A 12,760-nucleotide genomic window follows, 5' to 3' on the forward strand; every position below is an offset into this window, starting at 1 on the left:
AATACAATTATAGTAGCAAACTAACGTTCGTTATGTAAGTGAAAGGTGGGGTTACATGTCACTTCGATTTGTAATTGGTAGAGCGGGAAGTGGAAAAAGTACACTTTGTTTACACGAAGTGCAGGAAGAGTTAAAGCAACGCCCAAGAGGGAAAACAATATTATATCTTGTGCCAGAACAGATGACATTCCAAACGCAGCAGGCGTTAATTGGTAGTGAGGATGTAAGAGGTTCTATTCGGGCACAAGTTTTTAGTTTTTCACGATTAGCGTGGAAGGTACTGCAAGAAGTTGGTGGAGCGAGTCGTCTTCACATTGATGAAGCGGGCGTACATATGTTACTTCGTAAAATTGTAGAGTCTCGTAAAGATGGATTATCGGTGTTCCAAAAAGCAGCGGAGCAAAACGGTTTCTTTGAACATCTTGGCAGTATGATTGCGGAGTTTAAACGTTACAACGTGACGCCATCTAACGTATATGAAATGTGGCAACAATTAGATGCGCATAGTAGCAGTGCAGAACAAAAGCTATTAGCGAATAAAGTGTATGATTTACAACTATTATATGATGATTTTGAACGTGCTTTAATCGGAAAATATTTGGATTCAGAAGACTACCTACAATTGCTAGTCGAAAAGCTTCCACAGTCTGAATATGTAAATGGGGCTGAAATTTATATAGATGGATTTCATTCATTTTCACCGCAAGAACTAGAAATTGTAAGACAGCTTATGATTTGCGGTGCGCGAGTTACGATCACGTTAACGATAGATGAAAAAACGTTAGCACAGCCAGTAAATGAACTAGATTTATTTTATGAAACGACGTTAACGTATGAAAAAATAAAGCAAGTGGCGCGTGAAGAGAAGATAGAAATTGAAAAAACAATTCCACTTATGGAACAACCGCGTTTTCATTCGCAAGCATTAGCGCATTTAGAAACGCATTACGAAGCACGTCCAAATGAAAAGTTTCACGGAGAAGCAAGTGTAACGATTAGTACAGCAGCGAATTTACGAGCTGAAGTAGAAGGTGTTGCCCGTGAAATTCGTAGACTTGTGGCAGATGAAGACTATCGTTACCGAGATATTGCAGTCCTTCTTCGTAACGGAGAAAGTTATTACGATGTGATGCGAACGCTATTTACAGATTATAATATCCCGCATTTCATCGATGAAAAACGCCTGATGTCACATCATCCGCTAGTAGAATGCATTCGTTCTGCACTCGAGATTATTAGCGGAAATTGGCGTTATGATGCAGTGTTCCGCTGCGTGAAAACAGAGCTTTTATATCCATTAGACGTAAGAAAAGAAACGATGCGCGAAGAGATGGATGAGTTTGAAAACTACTGTTTAGCGTACGGTGTACAAGGGAAGAGATGGACTTCTGAGGATCCGTGGATGTATCGCCGCTATCGTTCTCTTGACGATACAGACGAGATGATTACAGACAGTGAACGTGAAATGGAAGAGAGAATAAATCGACTGCGCGACGTTGTAAGAACGCCTGTTATTCGTATGCAAAAAAGGCTGAAGCGAGCGGGAACAGTTATGCAAATGTGCGAAGCTGTTTATTTATTTTTAGAAGAGCTAGACGTTCCGAAAAAACTAGAAGCATTACGTATTCGTGCAGAAGAGAGCGGAGATTTCTTATTTGCGACAGATCATGAGCAAGTATGGGAAGAAGTAATGAGTCTTCTTGATACGTTCGTTGAGATGCTTGGCGAAGAGAAAATGTCACTTTCTATGTTCACAGACGTTATGTCGACAGGTCTTGAGGCGCTTCAATTTGCAAACATTCCGCCGTCATTAGACCAAGTGTTAATTGCTAATATTGATCGTTCTAGATTGTCAAATGTGAAAGCAACATTTGTCATTGGCGTGAATGAAGGAGTTATTCCGGCAGCACCGATGGATGAAGGGATGCTTTCTGATGAGGAAAGAGATGTTCTTAGTGTTGCAGGTATCGAATTAGCACCAACGACGAGACAAACCTTATTAGAAGAACAGTTCGTTATGTACCAAATGGTAACGAGAGCAACTGAGAAATTATATATTTCATGCCCGCTTGCAGATGAGGAAGGGAAGACGTTACTTGCGTCTAGCTTTATTAAGAAAATAAAAAGAATGTTCCCTGATGTGAAAGATACATTTATTACAAATGACGTAAATGATTTATCACGTTCGGAACAAATTTCATACGTAGCAACGCCAGAAGTAACGTTGTCATATGTTATGCAGCAACTTCAAACGTGGAAGCGATATGGATTTGAAGGGAATTTAGATTTTTGGTGGGATGTATATAACTTCTACGTAACTTCAGATGAATGGAAACAAAAAAGTAGCCGCGTATTATCAAGTTTATTCTACCGAAATCGTGCGCAAAAGCTAAGTACAGTTGTAAGTAGAGATTTATATGGAGATAAAATAAAAGGAAGCGTATCTCGTATGGAACTATTTAACCGTTGCGCATATGCTCATTTCGCGCAGCACGGTTTATCGTTAAGAGAGCGTGACATTTTCAAATTGGATGCGCCAGATATCGGGGAACTATTCCATGCAGCGCTGAAGAGAATTGCAGACAGGCTATTACGTGAAAACCGTACTTGGGCGGATTTATCAATAAAAGAGTGTGAGCATCTTTCGGCTGTAGTAATAGAAGAGATTGCACCGTTATTACAAAGACAAATTTTATTAAGTTCAAATCGTCATTTCTATTTAAAACAAAAACTACAACAAATCATTTTCCGTACATCAATCATTCTTCGTGAACATGCGAAGTCAAGTGGTTTCGTACCAGTTGATTTAGAAGTGCCATTCGGTATGGGCGGTACAGGATCGCTTCCGCCGATGGAATTCTCATTACCAAATGGCGTGAAGATGGAAGTAGTTGGCCGTATTGACCGTGTTGATAAGGCAGAAGATGAAAACGGGACGTTCCTACGTATTATTGACTATAAATCAAGCTCAAAAGCGTTAGACTTAACAGAAGTGTATTACGGATTAGCACTTCAAATGTTAACGTATTTAGATGTTGTTACTTCAAATGCACATACGTGGATGAAAAAGGGAGGTACTGCATCACCGGCTGGTGTACTGTACTTCCATATTCATAACCCGATCGTTGAGATGAAGGGTGACGCATCTGAAGCAGAAATTGAGAAAGAGATTTTAAAGAAATTTAAAATGAAAGGACTCGTACTAGGAGATGCTGATGTTGTTCGTTTAATGGATAACAAACTTTCAACAGGAAGCTCTGATATTATTTCTGCTGGTTTGAAAAAAGACGGTAGCTTTAGTGCGCGTTCGAGTATTGCAAGTGAACAAGAGTTTAACGTACTTCAAAAATATGTACACCATACGTTTGAAAATATCGGAAAAGACATTACAGAAGGCGTTATCGATATTGCTCCTTATAAGAAGGGGAATAAAGCGGCGTGTACGTTCTGTAACTTCAAATCTGTTTGTCAGTTCGATGAATCACTTGAAGATAACCAGTTCCGTACGCTAAAAGATATGAAAGATAGCGAAGCGATGGAGAAAATTAGAGAGGAGGTTGGCGGAGAATGATTGAAAATTGGCCTAAAAAACCAGAAGGTAGTCAGTGGACGGATGACCAGTGGAAAGCGGTTGTAGCGAACGGACGTGATATTTTAGTTGCGGCAGCAGCTGGATCAGGGAAAACAGCAGTATTAGTTGAACGTATTATTAAAAAGATTATAAATGAAGAAAACCCAGTCGATGTCGACCGCCTGCTCGTTGTAACATTTACGAATGCAGCGGCGCAAGAGATGAAAAACAGAATTGGGGAAGCGTTAGAAAAGGTATTAATTGATGAGCCAGGATCGCAGCACGTAAGAAAGCAGCTTAGCTTATTAAATAAAGCTTCTATTTCAACGATCCATTCCTTTTGTTTACAAGTAATTAGAGGATATTATTACATGCTTGATGTTGATCCTCGTTTCCGCATTGCGAATCAAACAGAAAACGAATTATTAAAAGAAGAAGTGCTAGATGACATATTAGAAGAAGAGTATGGAATTGAAGATAATAGTATTTTCTTTGAACTCGTTGATCGTTATACGAGTGACCGTAGTGATGATGACTTACAGCGTATGATTTTAGCGCTTCATACAGAATCAAGAGCGCATCCAAATCCGGAAAAATGGCTCGATAAATTAGTAGAAGCATACGACGTGGAAGGAAAGACAATTGAAGATTTAGTGTATGCTTCTTACTTATTAGAAGATGTGAAATTCCAGCTTGAAACAGCAGAGGCACATATTCGTAAAGCGACTGAACTCGCAATGCTTCCTGACGGTCCGGCGCCCCGCGTTGAAACCCTGCAAGCAGATGCAGTTTTACTTGGAACGTTGTCATCAGCTGCTTGTGAGTCGTGGACAAGTGTGTATGAAGCGATGCAAAATGTATCGTGGCAAACGTTAAAGCGTATTAAGAAAAGTGATTACAACGAGGATGTTGTAAAACAAGTGGACTCTCTTCGTAATAAAGCGAAAGATGAAGTGAAGAAATTACAAGAAGAGTTATTTAGCCGCAGACCTGAAAGTTTCTTACGAGATTTTCAAGATATGCATCCTGTATTAGAAAAACTCGTACAGCTTGTAAAAGTATTTACAGAGCGTTTCCAAGCGATGAAGCGGGATAAAGGAATGGTCGATTTCACAGATTTAGAGCATTTCTGCTTACAAATTTTAAGTGAACAAAGTGAAAGTGGTGAAATGAAGCCATCAGCAGTAGCACTTCAATATCGTAATAAATTTGCTGAAGTACTAGTTGATGAATATCAAGATACGAACTTTGTGCAGGAATCCATTATTAAATTCGTAACGAAAGATTCTGAGAGTGAAGGGAACTTGTTCATGGTAGGTGACGTGAAGCAGTCGATCTATCGTTTCCGACTAGCAGAACCAGGCCTGTTCCTAGGAAAGTATAAACGCTTTACGCAAGAAGGATTAGACGGCGGAATGAAAATCGATTTAGCGAAAAACTTCCGTAGTCGTCATGAAGTGTTAGCAGGTACGAACTTTATTTTCAAACAAATTATGGGTGAAGAAGTCGGAGAAATTGATTACGATGCTGACGCTGAATTAAAGTTAGGTGCTACCTATCCAGAAGGTGAAGATGTAGCGGCAGAACTACTATGCATTCAGCAAACGGAAGAAGAGGTAATAGACGGAGAAGAAGGTGCAGAAGTCGAAAAAGCACAGCTTGAAGCTCGCCTTATGGCGCAGCGAATAAAGGCTATGGTTGATTCAGGATATACCGTCTATGATCGCAAAACGAATGAAATGCGACAAGTACAATACCGCGACTTCGTTATTTTACTTCGCTCCATGCCATGGGCGCCGCAAATTATGGAAGAGTTAAAGCTGCAAGGAATTCCAGTATACGCTGATCTTGCGACTGGTTACTTTGAAGCGACAGAAGTAAATATTATGATGAACGTCTTCCGCGTGATCGATAATCCGATGCAAGATATTCCGCTTGCAGCAGTACTTCGTTCACCAATCGTTGGGTTAAATGATGAGGAACTTGCGACGCTTCGTGCTCACGGGAAGAAAGGTTCGTTTTATGAAGTAATGAGCACATTCTTAAAAGGGGCACCACTTGAAGAAGAGCAAGAACTACATGATAAATTAGAGTGGTTCTATAACTTACTGCAAGGATGGCGTGAATTCGCGCGTCAACAGTCACTTTCTGATTTAATTTGGAAAGTGTACGGTGAGACAGGTTATTACGACTTTGTTGGCGGTTTACCAGCCGGAAAGCAAAGGCAAGCAAACCTGCGTGTACTTTATGACCGTGCAAGACAATATGAAGCAACATCGTTTAGAGGATTATTCCGCTTCTTACGCTTTATTGAGCGTATTTTAGAACGCGGTGATGATATGGGAACTGCGAGAGCTTTAGGTGAACAAGAAGATGTCGTTCGTATTATGACGATTCATAAAAGTAAAGGACTTGAGTTCCCAGTCGTATTTGTAGCGGGACTAGGTCGTCGTTTTAATACACAAGATTTAATGAAACGTTTCTTACTGCATAAAGACTTCGGTTTCGGTTCACAATTTATCGATCCTCGTAAACGAATTAAATATACGACATTATCGCAACTAGCAATTAAGCGTAAAATGAAAATGGAATTAATCGCGGAAGAAATGCGCGTGTTATACGTAGCGTTAACGCGTGCGAAAGAGAAGTTAATTTTAATTGGAACGGTTAAAGATGCCAATAAAGAAATGGAAAAATGGCTCGATGCAAGGGAGCATAGTGAATGGTTATTACCAGACCATATACGTGCCGGAGCGTCTTGTTATTTAGACTGGATTGCACCTTCATTATATAGACATCGTGACAGTGAAATGCTTCTTGAATTAGGACAAGGAAGCATTCCAGGTGAAATTTATGAATATGACACGAACTGGAAAGTGGAAGTTGTTGACGGCAAAACGTTACTTGCACCGGAACCGGTTCAAGAAGAGAAACAAGAATTGTTAGAAGCACTTCGTGAGAAAAAAGCTGTTCCCTTACAAAGTGAACGGAAAGAAGAAGTGTACGACAGATTAATGTGGAAGTACGGATATGAGGAAGCAACATCTCACCGTGCGAAACAGTCTGTTACAGAAATAAAGAGAAACTACCAATCAGAAGAAGGTAGCGATAATGCCTTTATTAAAAAACTGCGTGCACCAATTAAAACGCGTCCTCGTTTTATGGAGAAAAAAGGATTGACGTACGCAGAGCGTGGGACAGCAGTCCATGCTGTTATGCAACATGTAGATTTGAAGAAACCAATTACGATTGAAGTTCTTCAAGAGCAAATTGCCGGAATGGTAAATAAGGAATTATTAACATTCGAACAAGCGGAAGAAGTAGCAATTGAAAAAGTGATTTCATTCTTTGACAGTGACCTAGGTAAGAGGGTATTAGCGGCGGAAAGTGTTGAGCGTGAAGTACCATTTACGATGATGCTTGCAGCAGAAGAGGCGTATCAAGATTGGCAAGGTAAGAGTGACGAAACGATACTTGTCCAAGGGGTTATCGACTGCATGATTGAAGAGGAAGATGGTATCACTTTAATCGACTTTAAAACGGATACGATTGAAGGGAAGTTCCCAGGCGGATTCGATCAAGCGAAACCGATTTTAGAAGATCGATATAAAGTACAGCTTTCGTTATATGCAAAGGCGCTTGAAAAAAGCTTGCAACATCCTGTGAAAGAGAAATGCTTATACTTCTTTGATGGCAATCATGTTGTCAAAGTTGAGGAATAGAGGGACTTGAAAATGGCAATGGAAAAAACGTTAAGAACGTGTGAAAAAGGACATGAATACTATAAAAGTAGCGATTGTCCAACTTGCCCAGATTGTGAGAAAGAAAAGAAACCTAAAACAGGATTTCTTTCACTTCTGTCATCACCAGCACGAAATGCGTTACAACATCATGGAATTCACACTATAGAAGAACTCTCAAAATACAGTGAAAAAGAGATTTTAAAACTACATGGTATGGGTCCAGCATCTTTGCCAAAGCTTAGAAAGGCTTTGGAGGAGAGCGGATTATCATTTAAATAAAATGAAACAGTAAACAGTGGAGTTTTTTGATAATCTTGAATGAGATAAAAGAAAAAAGTAGGAGAATATCTCCTACTTTTTTTACGCTGTTCCGATCTGATCTTGATCGGCCACATCAGAATCAAACGTATTTGTTGCGCTAACGCCGCTAAAAGTGTTCACGACAAATCCAACATTGGAAGCTCCAGATCCATTATAAGCTTTCGTGTTTTCTTTCGGAGACACGTTATAAAAATCCCCTAAATTGAACGAACCATTACTGTTTTGAACGACGAGATTTCCAACAACAGAAGGCATACTACCCACCTACTTTACTAAGCTTTTTAATTACTATATGAATTATTGTGCGGAAGGTTCATCCGTAATATATTGGCGGATTTGCATAATACGAGAGTTATTAAAAACATAATCAACATTTCCAATTTGAAAGCAAGCAGAATTTAAAAGTGTTCGCAATTCAACGTTATTAACTTCAATAAAAGGGCATTCATTTACAATATTTAATTTTACATCTGTTGTTCGTTTTGGAATTGTAATGTGTTCATCTGTAAAGATTTCAAATGCATCGAAACGACCTTCTCCCTTTATATAACAAGGAATTTCCCTGTGGACGGCAAGAGCCCTACTTTTTAACTCCATTTGATTTGCATCTCCAACTTGAAATACGGCAGTAATCCCTAAAGAAATAATAGAAACATTTTGGACAACAGACACATGATGTAACATAGTTTCTCAGTCTCCTTAACCTGGAGTAGGAGGGACATCTGTGACTAATGGTACAAATGGACCCTCTGTAACAGTTTCAAATGGTGTATCAAGAATAGAAGATAGTATGAGGAAATTTGCATCCCCAATTAAAAAGAGTGCGGACGACGATACGCCGTTCATTTTAATCTGGCCAACTTTTAATTCGCGATTTACAACGTTAACATTCATACATACTTACTCCTTTCGGAAATTGCCCGGTATGTGTTGAATAAAAGAGAGGAAAGCTTTGTCGATATCATGTTTCATCGCTTGAATAATAATATCTCGTAAATAATCTGGATCTGTTGAAATTCCTTCATAGGATTGCGTTTGTGATAAATAATAAGGAAGTCTATGCTCCATCTGTTTTTTTATGTCATCAACCATCATTTGTCGATACATTTCATCAAGCGGCGTTCTCTCTTCTTGTTCAAAATGGAGAATTCGATTATATGCTTCTTCATCTAAGTAACGATGCATTTCTTGAAGGATGCCTTGGTAAAAATCTGGGTTTGTATCTGTTTCAGGATTTACTTTTAATGTTTCTGTATCCACTTGGAAATCTTCAATTTGCTGTCCTTTTGCTGAAAACGGATTTAAACCGATATTTAAAGTACCATTTAAATTTTCTACTTTTAATTGATCGAATTTGTATTCCACTTTTCCTACAGAAGAGGAGGGGCGATTTTTTAATTCGTTAAGCTCTTCTTGGAGTTGGCGAACTTGATCTTCTAGGTTAAGGATGGTTGCTTGTTGTGCTTGAAGAGCTTGTTGAAGTTGGTGTAAGTAAGTATATATATCTTGATTCATTTTGTGAAACCTCCTTTTCAGTAGGGAGGGTAAAAATATTCCTGCTATATATTTATGACAAGGATGTCTTAAGAAGAACTAGTTGATGGTTTGATAGAAATAATTTGTCCTTTCGCCTGCAATGGGCGAAGGGGCTCTGTAAATCCACCGCTATTTGAGAATTTAGATAGAGCTTTAATACTTCCTGCAGTACCAATTTGGAATACAGAAGAGGTTGTAATGCTATCAATTTTAATGCTATTAATGATGATGCTTTGGTTTACATAAAAATTCAATGCAATCGCCTCCTCTAAGTTGAACCAATTATCGCTTGATCAATTACATCTGAATCATTGACAGTCGTTGCGCTTTGATAATTGTAGACAGAAACGTTATCTCCAACATTAAAAGAGCCGGCCCCAGCAAAAGCGCGTGAATAACTAATAGGCCTAATCGCAAATACATCTCCAATATGAAAAATACCACTTGATCCAATATTGACGATACGAATATGTCCGACCATAGCTGGCATACAAAACACCTTTCGTTTTTAAAATTTTCTTTTCTACTATTGTATGGGCGTTTTCAATAAAATGTGTTTTTTTTTTATAAAAGAAACACACACGTTATTGCGTGTGTGTATTGAGTGTTTGATTAGGGTGAAAATCCGTATGTACATGCCAAATTACATTTAAGAGCCTGTCCAGTTCTTGGCTACAATCCACTGTTTTTTGAGAAGTCATTCCGTAGCGTTCAGCAAAATAAATCATTTTTTCACGTTTTTTTTCAATCGCTTGCTCAAACATTGAAATCGGCTCCATCTCTAAATGAAATTTTTAGTATATATGTAGTACATATTATACAAAAAAACCATAAAAAAGAAACACCTTCGCTAAAAAAAGTAAAATTTCTACATTTTATGCCAAATATAAAGGAGTAACGAATAGAATATGAGAAGAATATTGTAAAAATTAGCGTGCATGAGAAGGTTTTTTTCTTACGGATGCGAATACAATTAAAGGTCATGAGTTTTAGGATGGAGAGTGGAAATATTGCGTTTGGTAACGGCGAAAAAAGATGAAAAGGTATTTGTAGGTATTGTGGATGAAGAGGAAGAAAAGGTATTGCATGTAAGAGAAGCGCAAAGACAAAAAGGGGAAAAGGTTACGATTCCGATTACAATGTTAGAGTGTATTGAAAGAGGGACCACATGCTTTGAAAAAATATGTGATATTGTAAATTGGGCGAAGGAAAATGAAGGGGCGGCGTATTATCCGTTAACTGAGGTGAAAATATTAGCACCAATTCCAAGGCCAAGGAAGAATATTCTTTGTGTTGGAAAGAACTATCGTGAGCATGCGATAGAAATGGGCGGAGTAGAGTCAATTCCAGAAAATATAATGATCTTTACGAAAGCGCCAACGACAGTTATTGGAATGAATGAAAAAATTAATAGTCATCCCCACGCAACGAATGAACTAGACTATGAAGGAGAACTAGCTATCATTATTGGTAAGCGAGGGAAACAAATAAAAAAAGAAAAAGCGCTTGAGCATGTTTTTGGTTATACCATTATAAATGATATAACTGCTCGCGACATTCAAAGGAAGCATAAACAATTTTTTCTTGGAAAAAGTTTCGATACATTTTGTCCGATGGGACCGTATCTAATTCATAAATCAATGGTTGAAACGCCAAATGCGTTACACATTGAAACGGTAGTAAATGGGGAAGTAAGACAAACTTCAAATACAAATAAAATGATTTTTTCAATAGAAGAAATCATTTCAACGATAAGTAAAGGAATGACGTTAGAGCCAGGCGATATTATTGCAACAGGAACGCCGGCTGGTGTCGGAAAAGGTTTCACACCACCGAAGTTTTTGCATGCGGGTGATGAAGTGGTCATTACAGTAGAAGGAATTGGTACTTTGCGAAATGTAGTGAAATGAAAAAAGAGCTATCTTGTGAAAAGATAGCTCTTTTCTATGGTCTTGGATGATAGAGGTAATCGATAACCGAAAAAGTGTAAAGACCAACGAATGCAAGTGTACAAATACCAAATAGTATAACCGTAAGTGCGCTTTTTTCTCGTCCAAAACCAATGATAGTAAGAATAACAGCAGTCCAAAATGATGCTTTCAGTAGTGTGAATGTAGTAGAAGTGGAGTAGTGGCTAAGCAATGTTACGGAAATTAGGAAGCCAAAGAATGTAACTAAAATAAAAGATGTAGCTAAATAGTTAATATGTTTACCATATCGTAATAACATATCGCACCTGCTTTCTAAAATGAAAATACAGAAAATTACAATTTCATTTTAGTATAAATCAATATAAAAAGAAAGAGGTTGTCCCAACATGTAGGACAACCTCTCTATTATTATGATAATACCGCTTTAATTTTTTGGAACGCCCACTCCAAATCTTCTTCAGAGATTACTAGAGGTGGTGCGATACGAATTACATTTTCGTGTGTTTCTTTACATAATAGCCCAGCTGCTTTTAATTGTTCACAGTAAGGACGAGCTGGCTCGTTTAATTCGATACCGATGAATAAGCCTTTACCACGAATGTCAGTAATCATTGGGTTATCAATTTCTTTTAATTGACCAACTAATTTTTCACCTAATTGAAGAGAACGCTCTGTTAATTTTTCTTCTTCTAACACTTCAAGAGCTGCGATAGAAACAGCACATGCAAGTGGATTACCACCGAATGTAGAACCGTGAGAACCTGGCTCGAATACGCCTAAAATGTCGCGGTTTGCTGCTACACAAGAGATTGGGAATACGCCGCCGCCAAGTGCTTTACCAAGTATGTACATGTCAGGAGTTACATTGTCCCAATCACAAGCAAATACTTTACCAGTACGGCCTAAGCCAGTTTGGATTTCATCTGCTACGAATAAAACGTTTTCTTTTTTACATACTTCAAGAGCTTCTTTTAAGAAACCAGCTGGTGGGATGTTAATTCCTGCCTCACCTTGGATAGGCTCTAAAATGAATGCAGCTGTGTTTGGTGTAATAGCAGCTTTTAACGCTTCTAAATCACCGTAAGGAATTACAACGATGCCAGGAAGCATTGGACCGAATCCACGCTTGTACTCTTCGTTTGAAGACATAGAAACAGCACCCATTGTACGTCCGTGGAAGTTATCTTCACAAACGATAATTTCAGCACGGTTTGCTTCTACTTTCTTCACATCATAAGCCCAGCGGCGAGCTGTTTTAATTGCAGTTTCAACAGCTTCTGCACCTGTATTCATTGGAAGTACCATTTCTTTATTAGTTAGTTTCGCAACTTTTTCGTACCAAGGACCTAATTGATCGCTATGGAAAGCACGAGAAGTTAACGTAACACGATTAGCTTGGTCAATTAAAGCGTTAATAATTTTTGGGTGACGATGACCTTGGTTTACTGCAGAATATGCACTTAATAAGTCCATATAGCGATTTCCTTCAGGGTCTTCTACCCAAACGCCTTCTGCTTTAGAGATAACGATCGGAAGTGGGTGATAGTTATTTGCTCCGTATGTGTCTGTAAGTTCGATAATATCCTTAGTTTGAATCATGATTGTTCCCCCTTTTGTTATTACAAGAAGTTTGTAAATACTCTAAATATTATATCATT

General features: G+C 38.4%; 13 protein-coding genes. 4 read left to right on the top strand and 9 right to left on the bottom strand.

Going from position 1 to position 12,760, the window contains the following annotated elements; genetic code table 11:
- Nucleotides 1–55 precede the first annotated feature (55 nt).
- Genes addB through JDS82_RS13705 form a run of 3 tightly spaced genes read left to right on the top strand, consistent with a single transcriptional unit; the run spans nt 56 to nt 7,593 of the window.
- Nucleotides 56–3,571: a helicase-exonuclease AddAB subunit AddB gene (gene addB / locus JDS82_RS13695; protein ID WP_199713458.1), complete on the top strand. Its 3,516-nt coding sequence runs from the start codon at nt 56–58 to the stop codon at nt 3,569–3,571.
- The gene (gene addA, locus JDS82_RS13700) at nt 3,568–7,293 is read left to right on the top strand and encodes a helicase-exonuclease AddAB subunit AddA (protein ID WP_199713459.1); all 3,726 of its coding nucleotides are present in this window, start codon (nt 3,568–3,570) and stop codon (nt 7,291–7,293) included. Before addB ends, addA begins: the two co-directional genes overlap by 4 nt.
- 12 nt (nt 7,294–7,305) lie before the next feature.
- On the top strand, nt 7,306–7,593 hold the full coding sequence (locus JDS82_RS13705) for an RNA polymerase alpha subunit C-terminal domain-containing protein (RefSeq protein WP_001240557.1): 288 nt from the start codon (nt 7,306–7,308) through the stop codon (nt 7,591–7,593).
- An 81-nt stretch (nt 7,594–7,674) separates the two neighbouring features.
- On the opposite strand, the gene gerPF is transcribed toward JDS82_RS13705, so the two are convergent.
- From gerPF to JDS82_RS13740, 7 genes are all read right to left on the bottom strand, one after another.
- The gene (gene gerPF / locus JDS82_RS13710) at nt 7,675–7,890 is read right to left on the bottom strand and encodes a spore germination protein GerPF (protein ID WP_001141570.1); all 216 of its coding nucleotides are present in this window, start codon (nt 7,888–7,890) and stop codon (nt 7,675–7,677) included.
- Nucleotides 7,891–7,932: 42 nt separating this feature from the next.
- Nucleotides 7,933–8,319, bottom strand: a complete 387-nt coding sequence (locus JDS82_RS13715) for a spore germination protein GerPE (protein ID WP_199713460.1) — start codon at nt 8,317–8,319, stop codon at nt 7,933–7,935.
- 15 nt (nt 8,320–8,334) lie between these two features.
- Nucleotides 8,335–8,529, bottom strand: coding sequence for a spore germination protein GerPD (gene gerPD / locus JDS82_RS13720; protein WP_001102341.1), 195 nt, complete (start codon nt 8,527–8,529; stop codon nt 8,335–8,337).
- 6 nt (nt 8,530–8,535) lie between these two features.
- Nucleotides 8,536–9,150, bottom strand: coding sequence for a spore germination protein GerPC (gene gerPC / locus JDS82_RS13725; RefSeq protein WP_001070746.1), 615 nt, complete (start codon nt 9,148–9,150; stop codon nt 8,536–8,538).
- A gap of 68 nt (nt 9,151–9,218) precedes the next feature.
- Entirely contained in the window at nt 9,219–9,425 is a 207-nt protein-coding gene (gene gerPB, locus JDS82_RS13730; RefSeq protein ID WP_001012506.1) for a spore germination protein GerPB, read from the bottom strand.
- 14 nt (nt 9,426–9,439) lie between these two features.
- Complete coding sequence (gene gerPA / locus JDS82_RS13735; RefSeq protein ID WP_001111187.1) at nt 9,440–9,661, bottom strand: spore germination protein GerPA; 222 nt, start codon at nt 9,659–9,661, stop codon at nt 9,440–9,442.
- A 94-nt stretch (nt 9,662–9,755) separates the two neighbouring features.
- Entirely contained in the window at nt 9,756–9,935 is a 180-nt protein-coding gene (locus tag JDS82_RS13740; protein WP_000462847.1) for an aspartyl-phosphate phosphatase Spo0E family protein, read from the bottom strand.
- 246 nt (nt 9,936–10,181) lie between these two features.
- On the opposite strand from JDS82_RS13740, the gene JDS82_RS13745 reads away from it, so the two are divergent.
- Complete coding sequence (locus JDS82_RS13745; protein WP_001241719.1) at nt 10,182–11,081, top strand: fumarylacetoacetate hydrolase family protein; 900 nt, start codon at nt 10,182–10,184, stop codon at nt 11,079–11,081.
- A gap of 34 nt (nt 11,082–11,115) precedes the next feature.
- Here JDS82_RS13745 and JDS82_RS13750 read toward each other — a convergent pair whose 3' ends face one another.
- Together JDS82_RS13750 and rocD are read right to left on the bottom strand one after the other, a co-directional pair.
- A complete protein-coding gene (locus JDS82_RS13750) occupies nt 11,116–11,400 on the bottom strand; it encodes a hypothetical protein (protein ID WP_000926860.1) in 285 nt (94 codons plus the stop codon).
- A 110-nt stretch (nt 11,401–11,510) separates the two neighbouring features.
- A complete protein-coding gene (rocD, locus tag JDS82_RS13755) occupies nt 11,511–12,701 on the bottom strand; it encodes an ornithine aminotransferase (RefSeq protein ID WP_000616656.1) in 1,191 nt (396 codons plus the stop codon).
- Nucleotides 12,702–12,760 lie beyond the last annotated feature (59 nt).

It is taken from the genome of Bacillus cereus group sp. N14, from assembly GCF_016483555.1.
GTDB lineage: Bacteria > Bacillota > Bacilli > Bacillales > Bacillaceae_G > Bacillus_A > Bacillus_A wiedmannii.